The sequence below is a fragment of the Sinorhizobium chiapasense genome (assembly GCF_036488675.1).
GTDB classification, from domain to species: domain Bacteria; phylum Pseudomonadota; class Alphaproteobacteria; order Rhizobiales; family Rhizobiaceae; genus Sinorhizobium; species Sinorhizobium chiapasense.
In genome coordinates, this window is the sequence record NZ_CP133148.1 from 2,801,450 (window position 1) to 2,819,978 (window position 18,529).

General features: G+C 61.5%; 14 protein-coding genes. 3 read left to right on the top strand and 11 right to left on the bottom strand.

Translation table 11 applies throughout. The features are described 5' to 3' along the window. Positions 1-160 precede the first annotated feature (160 nt). From RB548_RS13570 to RB548_RS13580, 3 genes are all read right to left on the bottom strand, one after another. Positions 161-2,350 (bottom strand): anthranilate synthase, encoded by a 2,190-nt coding sequence (locus RB548_RS13570; RefSeq protein ID WP_331371814.1) that lies wholly within the window; start codon positions 2,348-2,350, stop codon positions 161-163. A 114-nt stretch (positions 2,351-2,464) separates the two neighbouring features. Next, the gene (gene trpLE / locus RB548_RS13575) at positions 2,465-2,509 is read right to left on the bottom strand and encodes a trpE operon leader peptide TrpLE (RefSeq protein ID WP_180941519.1); all 45 of its coding nucleotides are present in this window, start codon (positions 2,507-2,509) and stop codon (positions 2,465-2,467) included. Positions 2,510-2,629: 120 nt separating this feature from the next. Then, on the bottom strand, positions 2,630-4,834 hold the full coding sequence (locus tag RB548_RS13580) for a TonB-dependent hemoglobin/transferrin/lactoferrin family receptor (protein ID WP_331371815.1): 2,205 nt from the start codon (positions 4,832-4,834) through the stop codon (positions 2,630-2,632). A 274-nt stretch (positions 4,835-5,108) separates the two neighbouring features. Here RB548_RS13580 and RB548_RS13585 point away from each other — a divergent pair, with 274 nt between their 5' ends. Both RB548_RS13585 and RB548_RS13590 read left to right on the top strand, forming a co-directional pair. Next, a complete protein-coding gene (locus RB548_RS13585; RefSeq protein WP_331371816.1) occupies positions 5,109-5,936 on the top strand; it encodes an extensin-like domain-containing protein in 828 nt (275 codons plus the stop codon). A gap of 324 nt (positions 5,937-6,260) precedes the next feature. Further along, a complete protein-coding gene (locus RB548_RS13590; RefSeq protein ID WP_331371817.1) occupies positions 6,261-6,770 on the top strand; it encodes a DUF1993 domain-containing protein in 510 nt (169 codons plus the stop codon). 48 nt (positions 6,771-6,818) lie between these two features. Here RB548_RS13590 and RB548_RS13595 read toward each other — a convergent pair whose 3' ends face one another. From RB548_RS13595 to RB548_RS13630, 8 genes are all read right to left on the bottom strand, one after another. Continuing rightward, entirely contained in the window at positions 6,819-8,498 is a 1,680-nt protein-coding gene (locus RB548_RS13595; RefSeq protein ID WP_331371818.1) for a formate--tetrahydrofolate ligase, read from the bottom strand. 92 nt (positions 8,499-8,590) lie between these two features. Further along, positions 8,591-9,817 carry a DUF2333 family protein gene (locus tag RB548_RS13600; protein WP_331371819.1) on the bottom strand — a complete coding sequence of 409 codons (1,227 nt, stop codon included), beginning with the start codon at positions 9,815-9,817 and terminating at the stop codon, positions 8,591-8,593. A gap of 3 nt (positions 9,818-9,820) precedes the next feature. Continuing rightward, a complete protein-coding gene (locus tag RB548_RS13605; RefSeq protein WP_331371820.1) occupies positions 9,821-11,110 on the bottom strand; it encodes a DUF6638 family protein in 1,290 nt (429 codons plus the stop codon). A 210-nt stretch (positions 11,111-11,320) separates the two neighbouring features. Next, positions 11,321-11,728, bottom strand: coding sequence for an endonuclease domain-containing protein (locus RB548_RS13610; RefSeq protein ID WP_331371821.1), 408 nt, complete (start codon positions 11,726-11,728; stop codon positions 11,321-11,323). A gap of 217 nt (positions 11,729-11,945) precedes the next feature. Further along, on the bottom strand, positions 11,946-13,862 hold the full coding sequence (locus RB548_RS13615; RefSeq protein WP_331371822.1) for an AAA family ATPase: 1,917 nt from the start codon (positions 13,860-13,862) through the stop codon (positions 11,946-11,948). A gap of 2 nt (positions 13,863-13,864) precedes the next feature. Further along, positions 13,865-15,013: a hypothetical protein gene (locus RB548_RS13620; protein ID WP_331371823.1), complete on the bottom strand. Its 1,149-nt coding sequence runs from the start codon at positions 15,011-15,013 to the stop codon at positions 13,865-13,867. A gap of 61 nt (positions 15,014-15,074) precedes the next feature. Further along, a complete protein-coding gene (locus RB548_RS13625; protein ID WP_331371824.1) occupies positions 15,075-16,163 on the bottom strand; it encodes a hypothetical protein in 1,089 nt (362 codons plus the stop codon). A gap of 358 nt (positions 16,164-16,521) precedes the next feature. After that, complete coding sequence (locus RB548_RS13630; RefSeq protein ID WP_331371825.1) at positions 16,522-17,109, bottom strand: thymidine kinase; 588 nt, start codon at positions 17,107-17,109, stop codon at positions 16,522-16,524. A gap of 360 nt (positions 17,110-17,469) precedes the next feature. Here RB548_RS13630 and RB548_RS13635 point away from each other — a divergent pair, with 360 nt between their 5' ends. After that, positions 17,470-18,426 carry a choline ABC transporter substrate-binding protein gene (locus RB548_RS13635; RefSeq protein WP_331371826.1) on the top strand — a complete coding sequence of 319 codons (957 nt, stop codon included), beginning with the start codon at positions 17,470-17,472 and terminating at the stop codon, positions 18,424-18,426. The last annotated feature ends 103 nt before the right edge of the window (positions 18,427-18,529 follow it).

The window sequence follows — 18,529 nt, forward strand, 5'->3', positions numbered from 1 at the left end:
TGCAGATGCAAACGAGTTGCAAATGCAAGCCCATTCAAACGCAAAACCGCCCGCGCGAATTTTCGCGCAGGCGGGCTCCAAACACCATATGGGTGATAATGCACGGCTTGTCAAAGGGCCGTGAGGTGCAGACTTGCGCCGGCGCTAAATTCAAGCGTCGTCAGGCGGCCTTGGTTTTCGCCCGCTTGGCGAGATGCGCGACCACGTTCTCGATCATCCTCATGCCGGCGTCGCCGCCGAGCGTCATGATCGATTCCGGATGGAACTGCACCGCCGCCACAGGCTCTTTCATGTGCTCGATGCCCATGATCGTGCCGTCCTCGCTCTCTGCCGTGATCATGAATTCACGCGGCAGGCTGGAAGGATCGGCAAAGATCGAATGATAGCGTCCGACGGTTACCTCCTTGCCGAGGCCGGAGAAAACGATGCCAGGTTCCAGCACGCGGATGCGCGACGGCTTGCCGTGCATGGGGATCGCCAGTTGCCTGAGGTCGCCGCCATAGGCTTCGGCGAGCGCCTGAAGGCCGAGGCAGACGCCGAAGATCGGCAGGTCGCGCGCCCTTGCCTTCTTGATCGTCGCCTTGCAGTCGAAATCCTTCGGGGTGCCCGGTCCAGGCGAGAGCACGACGAGGTCCGGCTTGACGCGGTCGAAAATTTCCTCCGCGACCGGCGTGCGCACCGTGGTGACAGCCGCCCCCGTCTGCCGGAAATAATTCGCCAGCGTGTGGACGAAGCTGTCTTCGTGGTCGACGAGCAGGATGCTGACGCCTGCGCCGACCGGCGCAACGTCGCGCCCGGCCTTGGCGCTGTTGGCGGACTTGGCGTCGCGGATGGCTGCAATCATGGCGGATGCCTTCAATTCGGTTTCGGCCTCTTCTTCTTCCGGATTGGAATCATAGAGCAGCGTCGCGCCCGCCCTCACCTCGGCGATCCCGTCCTTGATGCGGATGGTGCGCAAGGTCAGGCCGGTGTTCATGTCGCCATTGAAGCCGACCATGCCGATTGCGCCACCGTACCACGCGCGCGGGCTCTTCTCATGGCCCTCGATGAAGCGCATGGCCCAGAGCTTCGGCGCGCCGGTGACGGTCACCGCCCACGCGTGGCTGAGGAAGCCATCGAAGGCGTCCATGTCATCGCGCAACCGTCCCTCGATGTGGTCGACCGTGTGGATCAGCCGCGAATACATCTCGATCTGGCGACGGCCGATGACCTTCACCGAGCCGGGAACGCAGACGCGGCTCTTGTCGTTGCGGTCGACGTCCGAGCACATGGTAAGCTCGGATTCGTCCTTCTTCGAATTCAACAGCTTCAGGATCTGCTCGCTGTCGGCGATCGGGTCGTCGCCCCGCTTGATCGTGCCGGAAATCGGGCAGGTCTCGATGCGGCGGCCCGAGACCCGGACGAACATCTCCGGCGAGGCGCCGACGAGATACTCCTGGTTTCCGAGATTGATGAAGAAGGAATAGGGCGAAGGGTTGATCGCTTTCAGCCGGTTGGAAATTTCCGACGGCCGGCTTTCGCAACGCTCGTAGAACTTCTGTCCCGGTACGACCTCGAAGAGATCGCCGCGACGGAAGCTTTCCTTGGCCTTGACCACGAGTTCGGCATATTCGCCAGGGCGGTGATCGCCGTGCGGCGGAATGCTATTGACGGTGCGGAACGGCTCCGGCGCGATTTCCGCCGCCTTGCCCTCGGTCGAAAGGCCGCCCTTGGCAAAGTCATAGCAGTCGACCCAGGCCTTCGCCGCATAGTGGTCGACGACGAGGATCTCGTCCGGCAGGAAAAGGACCATGTCGCGCTGGTCGTCGGGCCGCTGCAATTTGAGGTCGATCGCGTCGAACTGGAAGGCAAGGTCGTAGCCGAAGGCGCCATAGAAGCCGAGATTGGAATCCTCGGCCGAATGGAAAAGGTTCGTCACGGCGCGCAGGACCGTGAAGACCGTTGGCATCTTCGAGCGCTCTTCCTCGGTAAACACCCGGTCCGGCTGGTTGATGGTGAGATCGAGCCGACGCGCCGTCGACGCACCAATGGTGATGTCTGCAACGGATTTCAGATGTTCGCCGATAAGCGCCAGCAACACTTCGCCGCGCCCATTATAGGCTTCGATCCAGAGCGAGCGACCGAAGGAAGAGATGGCGAGCGGCGGGTCGACGACGGCGGTGTCCCAGCGTGTGTAACGGCCGGGATATTCGTAGTTCGAGGAGAAGACCGCGCCGCGCCGCTCGTCGAGCTTGTCGACACAGGACGAGATCGCATCCGTGTAGGACGCATCGCGCCGCCTGCGCGTGACGACGATGCCGCCTTCGGTGGTGTAGCTCTCCGCGCCGTCTTCCAGAATTACCGTTGCCATTCGCCTCGCTCCGTAAAAGCCCGGTCTTTCCACACGGCTTTGAATACGAAAAAGCCGCCTCGAAATCTCCGGGCGGCTTCATGTCTCAATCACGCATGACTGGTCAAGGCCGCCTCAGCGAGCCCACCACCAGATCGAAATGTTGCGTGCGTCTATCATGGGCGAAGTGTTAGCGCGGCTTGCGAATGCACGCAAGCGGGAAAACGGCGATTGACAGCAGAGTTGGAGCGGGCGGCCGCCGCGAGCCGCCCATTCGATCGATCGGGTGCGTTGGGCTGCTCAGAAGCGTTGCGTCAGCGAGATCTTGAAGGTCCGGCCCGGCTCCGAATAGAAGTCTGCCGGCTGCGTGAACGTGTTCTGGGTGTTGATGGCATCCCAATACGTCTTGTCGAAGACGTTGTAGACGCCGGCATTCACTCTCAAACCCGGCAGCTGCTCCGGTTCCCACCAACCGGTGACATCTACGATGCCGTAGCCCGGCGCCTTGAAGCTGTTGGTCGACTTGTCCGAAACGGCCATCGCAGCCGTCAGGATGACGTCGGTTCCCCAGGTTTCGGTGGCATAACCCCAACCGAGGACTCCCTTCAGCGGAGCCACGGAACCGAGTACCTCGTCCGTATCGAGATCCCGGCCATAGGCATAGGCGAGCGCGGTTCGGACGTGAAAGCCGTTGCTGAATACCTTGTGGCCTGACACCTCGATCCCGTGAATGGAGACGTTGGCGCGGTTTATCGCCTCGGTAATGCCGAGCGGATAGGTTCCGGTCGGGTCGAAGCTCCAGCGCTCGTCGATGAAGTTCCGGTACCTGTTGTAGAACGCGCTTACGCGGCCGCCGAAATCCTCGTCGCCGAGATTGGCCCCGACCTCAAAGCCGTGGCTCGTTTCCGGCTTCAGGTCGGGATTGCCGATCTGAAGATAGCTGCCCGGCGCACCATAGTTCAGATAGAGTTCCTCGGCTGTCGGCGGCCGGAATGCCATCGCCCACTGTGCAAAAAGCTCAACCTGTTCGGCGGCCTGATAGGTCGCAAGCAGCTTCGGCGACAGCGCATGGTCGCTCTGGCCGGGCGGCAACCCGTCATAGTTGGGATTGCGCATATAGGCGGCCGTATTCTGAGGCGAATAATCGTACCAATCGAAGCGGAGACCTGGCGTCAGCGCAAAGGGACCATCACCGATCGAGATGCGATCCTGCAAATAGATGCCGAGCTTCTTGCTGTCGACGTCGGGGCTGTCCGACTGATTGGTATGCAGGAAGTTGCAGGAAGGGCTCGGCGTCGTGTCGCAGCTGTCCTCGCCTGAGGAATACTGGTGGAGCTTGCCGACGGCGAAATCGCCGCCGAGCGTGACCCGATGCTGCAGGGGACCGGTGTCGAAGAACTTGTCGACGTAACCGCTGGCGCCGAAGCTCTCGTCCTCCGCTTCGTTGAGCCGCGAATACTCGCCGATCACCGAGGTGCTGCGGAAGGCGTCAACACCGTTTTCGCGGAGCAGGCGCTGCCAGTAAATTGTGGCCGAAGCGCTGTCGAACCAGGCGCTGTCATCGGTGGCCTCGAATTCGTAGTCGAGCGACAGGCGCTCGCGCCGGGTATTGTCGAGCTTGTCGTAGTTGCCCGGCCGATAATTGCCGAGGAGGCTCTGGCCGGACATGAAATCGATGTCCTTGTCGCGGTCGAAGCGTTCCGCCGTCAGCCCGAAAGTGTGGCCGCTGTCGGTATATTGCCGCACCTTGAACAAGAGGTTGTTCTGGTCGTAGTCAGCGGGATCCGCCTCGGTGCGCGTCGTCGAATAGCCGCCGACGTCGCCGTTGCTCTGCCGTTCGTGCCCCCTCTTGTAGCCGCCCTGGAACAGGACGGCCGTATTGTCGTAACGCGCGGCAACGGCGGCCGATCCGCCAAGGCTTTCGTCGTCACCGTCGTAGGCGAACTTGAAGATTCCGCCCCAGGTCCTGCCTTCGCCGATCAGGTCTTCCGGCTCCAGCGTGCGCAGCACGACGGCGCCGCCGAGCGCACCGCCGCCGGCGCGGCTCGAATCGGCGCCGCGCACGATATCGATCGTCGAGAGCGAGGCAAAATCGAAGCTGTCGATACCGCCATCTGCGTCGCGCGCACCGTCGTCAAGGAAGGGGATCGGGATTCCGTCGATCGTCGTCAGCACCCGTGGCCCCTCGAGACCGCGAATATTGACGCTGCCGTTCGTGCGGTTGAAATTCACGCCGGGCTCAAGGCTTCTGCCCAGATCTTCGAAACTCGATATCTGGTTGTTGTCGAGTTCCTCTTCGGTGACCCGCTCGGCAAGCGGTGTGTCGGCCACACCCTCCTTCTCGCCGTTCGTGACGACCAGCTTCTTCAGTGCCGTTACGCGCCCCTGCTTTTCGGCGGCAGTCGCCGCCCCTTCGGTCGATTGCGCGTGGGAAAACGTTGTTCCGGCCAGGGTGACGAATGCCGTGCATGCGAGAAGAGCCAGGCGATGATGCCGGTTGAGCATGGACCAGTCCTTTGAGATGTTGGCCGGGCTTGCTGTTGAGCGGCAAACTCAAGGGGCTGGCTGGGCGAGGGTTTGGATGCGTGCGACGTGTCAGTGCGCCGCCTCATTTACGCCACATAAAAAACATGAGTGAAATTGTCAATATAAATTTAGGGGTGCCGGCGGGTCCCGATTCCAGATCGCAGCCGGCCTCGTCCTCAGTTTCAGCACATTTTGAAACAGGATCTGCTCTCATGCGTTTTGGCTTTTGCCGCAACGGATGGGAAGGACCTGCATGCGCCACTCCGCCGGAATGATCCTGTTGTCCGTCTTGATTCTTTCGGGCGCAAGCCTTCCCAGGAAGGGTCCGGTGCCGGTCCCGAAACCTGCAGTCCCCGGCGAGCAAGCGACGCCAACCCCGGAGCCGAAGCCCGGCGTGCCGCCCAAGGGCGCAAAGATCAATGGCAAGACAGGTGCTCAGCCGGGCACAGAAGAGGGAGCCCCCGGGGACGTGACCAAGGACGACAGCGTTGAGGAAATATTCCCGCCGGTGAAAGAGGAGTCTGCCGAAGAGCACGCAACCTGCGTCGCCGACCTCAAGGCGCTCGGTGGAACATTCACTGACAGCAAGCGCATCGACGACGGCAAAGGCTGCGGTATCGACAAACCGATTCGCGTAACTGCGATCTTGCCGGGCGTCGCCTTGAAGCCGGAGGGGACGATGCGCTGCGCGACGGCACTGGCGCTTGCCCGCTGGACCAAGGAATCGGCGATCCCCGCGGCCGCCACGGCCTTCGGACCGGATACCCGGATCACGGCGCTGAACCAGGCCTCGACCTATGTCTGCCGCCTGCGCAACAACGCAACGACCGGGAAGATATCGGAGCATGCCCACGGCAACGCGGTGGACATCGCCTCGTTCACGCTCGGCGACGGCAGGACAATTGCCATTCAGCCGCGCGACGAGGATGGCACGCTGACCGGAGCGTTTCAGCGCGCCGTTACGGCCTCGGGCTGCCTTTATTTCACAACTGTCCTCGATCCGGGCAGCGACGCCGCCCATGAGACGCACCTGCATTTCGACGTCATCGAACGCAAGAACGGCTATCGCTACTGTCGATAGCTTGTGTTTACGCGCCGCTTTCCCCCTCATCCCGCTGCCGCGACCTTCTCCCCGTTCTGACGGGCGAAAAGGGGCTTGCCGCGCCCTCTCGGTCCCCTCTCCCCGCAAGCGGGGAGAGGGCTAGGGTGAGGGGCAGGGCGAAGTCGCGCAGCGAATCAGGCTGTTACGGCGATACCTGCCGCCCAGGAATGCACGCGGCGCGGTCACGCGACTCCCACCTCATAGCGTGCAAGATAGCGGCGACGTGATTGAAATCGCCGCGGGCGAGCACGATCTATTGCGCATCATTTTTCGCCCGCCACCGACCTGACCGAGGAACAATTCATGCCGCTAACCATGTACAAGCTTTCCGTGCCCGCCTTCACCCGCGGTTTTTCCGCCCTCGGTGGCCTGCTCGACAAGGCCGAGGCCTTCGCCTCGGAGAAGGGCATGCCGCTCGCTGAACTCTTCGAGGCACGGCTGGCGCCGGACATGCTGCCGCTCGCCGGACAGGTGCAGCGGGCGAGCGACACCAGCAAGAACGCCATCGGGCGGCTGACGAAGATCGAGACGCCGCGCTTCCCGGACGACGAACAAAGCTTCGCCGAACTGCGCGAACGGATCGCCAAGACGGTCGCATTTCTGGAAACGGTCCGGCCCACCGACCTCGAAGGCAGCGAAAACCGCGAAGTGACGCTCAACTTCCCCAACCTCAAGGTGACCTTCAGCGGCGAGGACTACCTCTTGAGGTTCGTGTTGCCGAACTTCTACTTCCACGTCACCACCGCCTACGACATCCTTCGCCACAAGGGCGTTCCGATCGGCAAGGCCGACTATATCGGCGGTCTTGGCTGAGATGTTTGGGTATGCGGCGGGCGAAACGTCACGCCCGCTGCGCCACCTTCAGAACAGCCCCTCGATCAGCCCTTCCTCATTGAGCCGTATTCTTTCCGAGGACGGCGCTTTCGGCAGGCCCGGCATCGTCATGATCTCGCCGGTGATGACGACGATGAAGCCGGCGCCGGCCGCAAGCCGCACCTCGCGGATCGGCACGGTGTGGCCAATCGGCGCACCGCGCAGGTTCGGGTCCGTCGAGAAGGAATATTGGGTCTTCGCCATGCAGATCGGCAGGTGACCGTAACCCTGGTCCTCCCAGGTCCGAAGCTGTTCGCGCACCAGCTTGTCGGCAATGACCTCGCTCGCGTGATAGATGTCCTTGGCGATCGTCTCGATCTTCTGGAAGAGCGGCATGTCGTCCGGGTAGAGTGGCGAGAACTGCGAGTGGCCCGCATTGGCGAGGTCCACGACCTTGCGCGCGAGTTCCTCGATCCCTGCCGAACCCTCGGCCCAGTGCTTGCAGAGAACGGCTTCGGAGCCAAGCGTCCTCACATAGTCCTTGATCGCCTGGATCTCGGCCTCGGTATCGGAGGTGAAGTGGTTGATCGCAACGAGCACGGGAACGCCAAATTTCTTGACGTTCTGCACGTGCCGCCCGAGGTTGGCGCAACCTTTCTTGAGCGCCTCGATGTTCTCCCGGCCCAGATCCTCCTTCTTCACGCCGCCATTCATCTTGACCGCCCGCACAGTCGCCACGACGACCGCGGCGTCCGGCTTCAGGCCGGCCTTGCGGCATTTGATGTCGAAGAATTTTTCGGCGCCAAGATCGGCACCGAACCCGGCCTCGGTAACGACATAGTCGGCGAGCTTCAGGGCAGTTGCCGTGGCGACCACCGAATTGCAGCCATGGGCGATATTGGCAAAGGGGCCACCATGGACGAAGGCCGGGTTGTTCTCGAGCGTCTGCACCAGGTTCGGCTGCATCGCGTCCTTGAGCAGAACCGCCATCGCCCCGTCGGCCTTGATGTCGCGGGCGTAGACCGGGCTCTTGTCGCGCCGGTAGCCGATGATGATGTTGCCGAGCCGCTTCTCGAGATCCTTGATGTCCATCGCAAGGCAGAGGATCGCCATGACTTCCGAGGCGACCGTGATGTCGAAGCCGGTCTCGCGCGGGTAGCCGTTGGCGACGCCGCCGAGCGAACCGACGATCTGGCGAAGCGCCCGGTCGTTCATGTCCATCACCCGGCGCCAGGCGATGCGGCGAATGTCGATCGCCTGCTCGTTGCCCCAATAGATATGATTGTCGATCAGCGCCGCGAGCAGGTTGTGCGCCGCCGTGATGGCATGGAAGTCGCCGGTGAAGTGAAGATTGATGTCCTCCATCGGCACGACCTGGGCGTAACCACCGCCGGCCGCACCGCCCTTGCTGCCGAAGCAGGGGCCGAGCGATGCTTCCCGGATACAGACGATCGTCTTCTTGCCGATGCGGTTGAGGCCGTCGCCGAGCCCAACGGTGGTTGTCGTCTTGCCTTCGCCGGCGGGCGTGGGATTGATTGCCGTCACCAGGACAAGCCGGCCGTTTCCGTTTTCCCGCTGCGCGGCGATGAATTCAGCGCTGACCTTGGCCTTGTCGTGGCCGTAAGGCAGCAGATGCTCCGGCGGAATGCCGAGCTTTTCGCCGATCTCCTGGATCGGCTTCTTCTTCGCGGCGCGCGCGATCTCGATATCGGATTTGACCTCCGGCATGGCTGCTCCCCCTTTTGTGGCGCGCCCAATCCGCCTCCTCCGCGAAAATGGGCACGCTTTGTTTCTTTGTGCTTACGCTTGCACGCCGTGCATCATCGGGCAAGGATATCGCGCATTTCCACGAGATTCGACCGCACGCGAAGGATGTAGAAACCCATCGTCGCCAGATGCGTCGGCATGATCCAGCCATCCTCGCGGCCGTTCGAGATGATGAGCGGCTGGATGTTCAAGGCGGCGCGCAGCTGCCGCATCGTCTCCGTCCAGATCGGCGTCAGACCGCGCTGCGCCACCACATTCTCGAAGTCGGCACCGGCCGCCGAAAGAATGCCGTAGTAACCGTAGAGCTGGCCGAAGGCGAACCAGAAGCGGTCGTCGGCGCGCGTATCGAACCAGCCGCCGTTGTGGAATTCGGAGCGCTCGCGGATGATCGCCGAGGTGTTGCCGAGGTCGTTGGCGACGCGGTCGAGGAACTCTACCATATTGTCGGACCGTCCGTCGAAGATCGCCTCGCATTTGCCGAGCGAAACGTTGAATTTCCTGAGATCGCGCATGGCCGCACGATAGAAACTCGGTGTCGGCGTCTTGGGTCCGAACGGATTGACGCCGAAATACCAGGTCTCTTCATCGAACTGGATGTTGCCGCGTGCGCTCTGCAGGTCATTGTTGACGCCTGAGGTGCCCCGGACGCGGCCGAGTGAATCGACGAGTTCGACCGCGGTACGGCGAACCGCCTGGTTTATCCCGCGCTGGAACGACGCCTTGTTGTCGAGCCAGGGCGTATCGTCCCAATCGAGCCCGAAAAAGCCGAGCTTGTAGAGCAGCATCGACGAAATCCAGGCATTCTGGTTGACGTTGAAATCGATGAGATCGGCCGCGACATCGACGATCGCCGAAGTCTGGCAAACCGTCCCCGCCGGCAGTTGGGCCACGGCGAGCGCCTCGGTTGTGTTGGCCTCGCCCGATGGATCGACGGCGGCAGCCTGGTTTGCCGCGGCCCCTGCACTTGACTGCCCAGTCGTCGTCGCCCCCGGGCCGCTCGTCGGCGACCCTGCCGGCACCTTGCGCTCGGCGAGCTTGTACCGGTCGACATAGTCCGGATCGAAATTGGTCCAGGCCTGCGTCTGCCAGACGAAATAGCCGTAGAATACGATCAGCCCGAGCAGGACGACACCGATCGGACCCTTGATGATCCAACTTCTTGCCCGGTACCAGTTACCAAGTGCGACGAAGGGCCAGAGAAGCCAGGCCACCGCCAGCCCGATGCCACGGCCGATCGCCGTGAAAATACGCTGAAAAAACGCAACAATCGGATCGAACATGTCCTATTCCTCTTTGAGACCGTAGAGCTTGTGGCGGAAAGCGGCCTTGTCCTTGAGATACGTACTGGTCAATGTCGCGACAACGTATTCCCGGAACTTTTCGCTGAAGTGCTCGTAAGCGCGATAGAATCCCTGCTTGTCGAACACGAAGCGGGAGACGAAATCGCGGGGGACGAGCTCAGAGATCAGGCGGTTCACCAGCCATTGATCGGGATGCATCGGTGCGGCGCGCACGAGCAGGAAGCGATAGTCCGGCGGGACCTCTGCCATGGTGATCGTACCCGTTGCCGCTATCGTCCGGGCCATTTCCTGAAGGAAGGGGTAGGTTCCGTCGCGCGACACAAGCGCCGCGTTGCGGTGGATCCAGGTCTGGAGCCAGATCCGGTCGGCATTCATGAGATCGGCTATTGGATCGGCATCGTTGATCAGCCCGCGAATGATCATGTCCGCCCGGTGCTGGAACAGCCCGGATTCCTGCACCCAGGAGGCCTGCGGCAGTTGCAGCCGGTTGGTCCGGGTGAGAAACTCGTAGATGCGGGCGTGATCGTTGATGGCGATGTAGCTCACCTGCCATGGCCGCGATCGCCTGAAACCGGGCACAGAGGGATCGCAGATAACCGTCGTCGTCTTCTGGTCGAGGAAAACATAGACGCCGCCGAAGTGATTGGCCCAGAAGGCCTCGTGGCGGAAAACGAGTTCGTTTGGCACCAGCGCGTTCTGCCGGATGTCGCCGGTTACTTTTGCCAGCTCCACCATGCGGCTCAGCATGGCGTCGTCGGCCCAGGCGGTCGGTACCTTTTTCAACCGGTCCACCAGTTCCCTGAGCTCGGTTGCCTTGCCGAGCATGTCTTCCGCCGAAAGCACCCGGAAACGGACCTCGTTGATCGACAGAAGGTCGTCGATGTCCTCGACCACCGAAACCGAGTCCTCGATCTCGCCGTAGAGTGCGTCCTTGATCGTCACCGCGTTGATCGCGCGGCTGTTGGCGTTGAAGAATTCATGCATCAGCGCCGCAGTGTTCGAGAAACTCGTGTGGACGACAGGGAGGTCCGCCTGAGCCGGCGTCAGGATGATGAACCGCCGATTGACGCGGTTCGGGTCGAGATAATCCTGATCCCCAAGCTCGTCCGCGACCTCCGGCGAGAAGCCGGTCATGTCGATGCTGAAGCGATCGAGCGCCGTCGGTTTCAGACCGAATCCCCCCAGCGCCTTGTTGTAGCGCGCGACGAGGTGCGGTTCGGATATGTCGAGCAGCCGACCATAGATCAGTTCGGCTTCGAGGAGGCGTTTCATGCGGCGACGCTCCGCAACTCGGCATTGAAGCACGGCCCTCTTTGGCCCTCACCGATTCTCCGTCTCTGCCCCTGGCCCTCTCTCCGCGCGCGCGGAGAGAGGATTGCGTTGAGTTCGATCGCGCCCGTCGACGCGCTAATGGGACCGCGTCCCCTCTCCCCGCGTGCGGGGAGAGGGTTAGGGTGAGGGGCAAATCGCAGGGCAAATGCTTCAACCATGTCTTCCACCCGCCGCAATGAACGTCAAATCCGCTGTCCTCACCTCAGCCGCCAAGCGCTTCTCCAGAATGGCGATGATCGTCTCCAAAACGGAAGCGCGATTACAGAATACGTGCGTATTCCAAAAGCGGACCACATTCCAACCGTTCGTAACCATGTATTTGTCGCGCAAAGAATCGCGACCGCTGATCGCATGCTGGCTGCCGTGCACTTCAACGATCAGCCGCTCATCGCCGCACGCGAAATCCGCGAAATAGCGGCCAACCGGAAACTGGCGAACGAACTTGAAGCCGTTGAGCCGCCGGTCCCTCAACTCCGACCACAGGATCGCCTCGGCATCGTTGTCCGACTGCCGAAGACGCCTGGCGCGCTCTGTTTGACGTTCGTTCGCTCCTCTCATTCGTGCCTAATTGCCCCTCACCCTAGCCCTCTCCCCGCTCGCGGGGAGAGGGGACGCCGCTCCGTCCGACAATATCTGCTCGGTTACCCATCTTTCGTTGATCGACCTCAAGAGCACAGTTGGTCGCCCAACATGGCGCGCCGCAGCGCCAACGCGTCCCCTCGCCCCACCTGTGGGGAGAGGGCTAGGGTGAGGGGCATATCTCGAAGCATCACCGTCAACTCTGCCACCGGCCCTCGCGTTTCATCGTCTCGATTTCGCGGACCGCCTTTTCACGCTGGCGTTCGCGGCGAATGATGTCGCCAACGGCAGCGTCGTCCGACTTGTCGGTGTAGCGGAACTCGCTGTCGGCGTAGCGGTTGATTTCCTGCAGCACCATCTCGATCGTGATCGGCCCGCGCAAATCCTCGATCATCGCCTTCTTCTCGTCGTAAGACCTGTGCATGAATGCGCCGGCATCCTTGAACCAGTCGTCGGGCAGCTCGACGTCCATCGCCCGCATCTTGATCGCGTCCGTGATGTTCCTGATCGCCCGGCCGGTGAAGCGTGGCTCGGCTTCCTTGATCATGTGCAGATAAGCGCCGACATCGGCGAGCGTGGCGATCTTGCCCTTCTCCTTCTCGTAGCGCTCCCAAACGGCGGAAAGCCCCTCCTCCTGCGGCCGTGAATGGGCCGCATAGGACTGCGAGACCGCGCGCTTGATCTCCTGGCCGGCATAGAGATCGTGCTGACCAAGCGGGATCTTGTGGTTGTTGCCGACGAGCAGCGCGAAGATGTCGATATAGTCGCCTTCCGTCTGCGGCCCGTCGACGAGCCAGCGCGCGCCCGCCCGCTGGCGCAACGCTTCATCGACGTTCTCCGGATAATTCGAGAACATTCCGAAGGTGCAATTGCCGCGCACCACCGTGGACGCGCCGGCGAGACTTTCCATCAGCACCGCTGTCACCTCATGCTGGCCGGCCGAGGCGCGGTCATCGGAGCGCTTGGCCGCCACCTGATCGACATCGTCGATCGTGCCGAAGCCGATCACCCGAGGATTGATGACGTTGTTGACGAACTCCTTGCAGTTCTGACCGGATTTTCCCTGGTAGGGGGAAATCTGGTCGACGCCGAAATTCTCGTAATGGAAAGCGTAGCCGGCGACGCCGCAGTAATCGTGGAGCATCCCGGCCAGCATCTGGATGAGAATGGTCTTGCCGGTGCCCGGCATGCCGTCGCCGATGAAGGTGAAGAGGAAACCGCCGAGTTCCACGAACGGATTCATCTGTCGGTCGAAGTCATAGGCCATCAGCATCTTGGCGAGCTTCAGCGCCTGGTGCTTCGCAATGTGGTTGCCGATGATTTCCTCCGGCTTCTTGAAGGTCATCACCAGCGGCTTGCGCTTCTGTCCCGGCGCAATGTCGAAACCATTCAGAGTGAAGTCGTCCTGGTCGAGCCGGATATGGACGTTTTCGAAGCTCTGAAGGCCGGTGAACCGCGTCTTGCGGGCGATCAGTCCTTCGATCGCGACCCGTGAAAAGGCGCGCGTGCGGGCCGTCAGGGCAAGATCGTCGGGCGCACCGGCAATGCCGCGATCGAGCGCCGCAATCATGCTCTTCAGCGCATCCTGGGGAGTATCGAAGAGAAAGTCGGGCTCTGCCGCATCATCGACCGGCTCCCCTTCGCCCTGCAAGGTCGCGCCCAGATAGGTCGCGAGCGTAAAGGCCGCAACATAGGCGGCTGCCGAAAGCAGTGCCTTGAATTGGCCCGCCTCCTCGCCGCCGAGCGGGGACGTGGCATTGCGCGCCTGCAACTGCTCGAGATTCGTCTGCCGCGCAAAGACATCGGCGACGGCAAGCGCCACCTGAATGCCGCGGCGCGTCCGGTAAAGGACGGCATGCTGGGCCGGCGACAAGAGCGGATCGGCGCCACGCACCGACTGGATCGTGCGCTGAAGCTCGACCTCGCGGGTGCGGCGCTGGCCGCCGGTCGAAACGGTCGAGACAAAACGACGGCCCGTGCCGGCAAGCGGCGTCCCCCCGGATGTATCATCCCGTTCAAGGATGATCAGCTTGGTAACAAGGCTCTGGGCTGTCGCCTGATGCTTGGCGATGTCGTCCTCGTGCAGCGTCGTCAGGCCGGTATTCAGCGTCATCGTCAAACCTCGCTCACCACCTCGTTGCCGGAAATCACGTGCACCTTGTAGTCTCCGAAGACCGCCCCCGCCTCGCCCTCGGCGTAAAGCGCCTGATAGGCGTCGTGCGGCACGAGCGCATGCTTCTCGTAAGAGCTGACGCCCATCCGGGCAGCCTCGAGGTTGTCTGTGTCTATGTGGAATTCTTCCTGCGCCGGCGTCGAGGACCAGAAGCCGCGCTCCGCAGGACGTTCGGCCTTGGAGAAGACTTCCTGCACCGTCCAGGTCAAAAGCCAGGCATTTTCCGTCTTGCGTACCTTCGACAGGATATCGTTGATCCTGGCGTTGTTCTCCGTGATCCCGGCCGAATAGAACGGGCCGAGCACGATGCGCCGAAGCTGTTTCGGGTGGAGTTCCGGGAAATCCTTGTCGAGATTCGTGGCGATCGTGACCGGCGTCAGCGAATAGGCGCTGTTCCTCGAGGCGAAGTCATCGAAGCGGCTCGCAAGTTCAGGATTGAGCAGACCGCCGATCGGCAGCGGAACCTCGATGTCGGGATTGAGCTTGCCGTCACGGGTGACCAGCATCTCGACTATGTTTTCCGATGAATCCTCGATCGTCGCCATGTAGACCATGGGGAGCGTCTGGGTGCCATCGAAAGCGCCCCAGGAGACGACGTAATAGGGCCTCATGGTCTTCGGGTTGACAGCGACCCGGATCGTCTCCGGCAGAATGAAGGGCGAGAAAATGTCGCCCTTGCCGATCTGCTCGAGATAGAGCCTTTCCGCCATGCGCGCCTGCAATGCCTCGGGAAAGGCCTTCTGCCTGAGAATGAAATCGGCCATCTCTTCGCGGAGCGCATCGGCGGGCGGGATGCTCGCCAGCCGCTTTTCTGCACCCTGCCGGTCGTTTTCCAGCTCGAGCACGTTCTGGAACACCGGGAAGCCGCTTTCGGCGCGTGAAATCCGGAAACGCTCGACGAAACCGATACGGTTCTCCCAACAGGCGATCGATGCTTTGAGCCGCGCGAGATAAGGAACGATGACCTCCCCGACGACCGTGTTTTGGTAAAGCGGTGAGTTGCGGTCGCCGAGAAACAGCTCGAGCCCCGCCAGCGCGGAGCGGATGGAACTGAAATATTGCCGTACGGCTGCGGATGCGGCGCGGTTCATGCCTATTCCCTCGGCAGGCGCCGAAAGGCGGTCGGAAATCTCGTCATTGCCGCCTTGCCGATCACTGCTTCACGTAGTTTGCCGCATTGTGCTTGTCCATCACCGTTTGGAAGCGACGGGCGAAGGCGTCGTCGGCCAGTTTCTTGCGCCGCTGGATATCCTGCGTCGCGAGCATGTTCTTTTCATGCATTTCGAGCAGGTCGCCGATGTGACGCTGTGCCGCGGCGCCGATCCCGGCCATGGTCTCCTCGGCCGCGGTATCGACCTGGCTTCCAAGCGTGTTGATCTTGTGGGCGACATCCTGCTGCGCCGCCGTCTTCAACGAGTCTTCCAGCGACTTGTAGAGAACGATGCGCTGTTCGGTATCGATCGTCAGCTTGTTGATCAGCGTGTTCTGGGCCGCGATCTGATTATTGAGGGAATCGACGAAGGTCTGGAACATCGACGTGTAGCGCTCGAGCGTCTGGCTCTCTGCGAGGAGTTCCTGCTCCTTGGCCTGCTTCTCGTTATACTCGGTCGCGAGCGTCGAGCGTTCGCCTTCCAGTTCCGTTCTCGTCTTCTGGTCGGTCGACGCGGCGATCCTGTTCTCAATGTCAAGCAACAGGGGATTTAGCTCCTCGATGCGCTTCTGCGTCTCCTCGAGCGCCGCCATCGTGCCCTTGCGGCGATCGATGACCTTGATAAGGCTCTGCTCGGAGGTCTTGTAGCGCTGGTCGAGGATCGCCCTCTGGTCCTTGAGGATGCCGACGATCGTGTCGGACTTGACGAGAAGCTCCTGCAGGTTGCCGGCAAGCGACATGTTGCGCACGCGATCGGTCCGCAGGCGCTGCATCTTCTGCTTGGAGAACATGCCGATGAATTTCTCGTAGCCGGTATAGCTCTTCATGCTTTCGAATTCGGAGCCGAAGACGTTGGTCGCATCCTCCAGCCCGATGATCAGATCGGCGATGTTGGCTTCCATCACCTTCTGCTGATTGATCACGTCCTGGATGCGGGCGTTTTCGATGTCGAAATTGACGTCGCCGAGTTTGGTGTCGGCCTTGGAGAACTGGTCGAGAACAACGCCAGATTGCTCAAGCTTGCCGCGCATCTCCTGGACGACATTCTTCGTCTTCTCGATTTCCGCATCAAAATTCTGAAGAGTCGCCATTTCCTTCCCCCTTTGATCCGGCCCCCTTGATCGGGACAGTGCCCCGCATCGGCATGCCGAATTATTCAGCCTTCGATTGCAGTTATATAAAGGATGTTTGGCCGGTGAGAACAAGTGTCGCAGGCAGGCTTTTTCGCACGGTTGGTGGAACAGAAGGCGAGCAATGGCGGCGGCCGTCTACCGTCCGGCTGAAGGGTTCTTGAGATAGGCGATCACGTCGGCGACTTCGGCGGGCTTCTTCGGCCCGGGAAGTTCCTCTTCGTGTTGCTGACCACCGCCTCGAGGCTATTGCGGCGGCGTTGCCTCGACAGACCCGGCGCCACCATGGCACTTCGACGCGCAGGACAACTGGGGCGCGTCAACCGTCGCGCATTCGGTCTTCCCAGTGACGGCGGCAATAGGAAACGTATTTTTCGTTGCCACCAACGTCCACCTGCGCGCCCTCGCGCACAAGGTTACCGGCGCCGTCGAGCCGCACGACCATCGTCGCCTTGCGCCCGCAATGGCAGATCGTCCTGACTTCGCGCAACTCGTCCGCGATCGCCAGCAGCGCCATGGAACCGGGAAAAAGCTTGCCCTGGAAGTCGGTCCTGAGGCCATAGGCCATCACCGGAATGCCGAGGCGGTCGGCGACGCGCGCAAGCTGCCAGACCTGGTTTTCGCCGAGGAATTGCGCCTCGTCCACGAAGACACAGGCGATCTCGCCCGACCCGTCGGCATTCAGGCGTTCGACAAGGGCGTAGAGATCGTCACCGCCGCTGAACGGGATCGCGTCCGAAGCCAGCCCGATGCGCGACGAGATGCGGCCGGCTCCGGCGCGGTCATCGAAGGCGGCGATCAGCATGGCGACGCGCATGCCCCGCTCCTGGTAGTTATAGGAGGCCTGCAGCAACAGCGTGCTCTTGCCGGCATTCATCGTCGCATAACTGAAATAGAGTTTGGCCATATTCCCCGCCTCCGGACTTCCTGCAGCGCCGTGCGTCTTTTCGGACACGTGCAGTAGTCCGCTTCATGACGGGGCTTGCGGCCAATGGCCAGAGCGGCTCAGCATGACCCACAGATTTTCGCCTTCACGAGGTTCCTTAAAACCGCGTGGCTGGTCAAAGCGCGACGACAACCCTTGCGCGTCGGCTCGGGCGCAACGCCAAACGGCCGCCATTTTCGTGGACATTGCGACATCCGGCGTCGCATTGTGTATCCCCTCAATGTATTGACGCAATACACTTCCTTCGACATCAAGACGCTTGAATTCACGCTCCATTGGTGTTTGGCTAAAACAATAAATAGAGGCAGGGGAACGACAACGATGATAAGGATACGCTCTCTCAAACTCATGCTGGCTGGTGCCGTTTGCATGGCAGCCCTGACCGCCGGAACTGCCGTCGCGGCCGAGCCCGAAAGCTGTGGCACCGTCCGTTTCTCTGATGTCGGCTGGACGGACATTACGGCAACGACGGCGACGGCAACGACGATTCTCAAGGGCCTCGGCTACCAGACGGACGTAAAGGTCCTGTCGGTCCCCGTCACCTATACCTCGCTGAAGAACAATGACATCGACGTCTTCCTCGGCAACTGGATGCCGACGATGGAAGCCGACATCGCGCCCTATCGCGAGGACAAGTCCGTCGAAACCGTGCGCGAGAACCTCGAAGGCGCCAAGTACACGCTCGCGACCAACGCCAAGGGCGCGGAACTCGGCATCAAGGATTTCAAGGATATCGCTGCGCACAAGGACGCGCTCGACGGCAAGATCTACGGCATCGAACCAGGCAATGACGGCAACCGTCTGATCATCGACATGGTCGACAAGGGGACCTTCGATCTCAAGGGTTTTGAAGTCGTTGAATCCTCCGAGCAAGGCATGCTGGCGCAGGTCGCCCGCGCCGAGAAGGACGGCGAACCGATCGTCTTCCTCGGGTGGGAGCCGCATCCGATGAACGCCAATTTCAAGCTCACCTATCTGTCGGGCGGCGATGACGTCTTCGGTCCGAATTTCGGCGGCGCGACGGTGCTGACAAATGTGCGTGCCGGCTACACGACCGAATGCCCGAACGTCGGTGCCCTGCTGAAAAATCTGAAGTTCTCGCTCCAGATGGAGAACGAGATCATGGGCAAGATCCTGAACGACGGCGAAGAACCGGAGGCAGCTGCGGCGGCATGGCTCAAAGCCAATCCGACGGCAATCGACCCCTGGCTCGCCGGTGTGACCACCAAGGATGGCGGCGACGGACTGGCTGCGGTCAAGACCGCCCTCGGTCTCTGATCGACTACAGGGCTCGTGTCCTGCAGCACGCATAGCGGTCGCTGTAGCACCTTGAAGTGTTGCACGTTTTATTCTTGAACCGGTTCGGCTTAAGGAAACATGC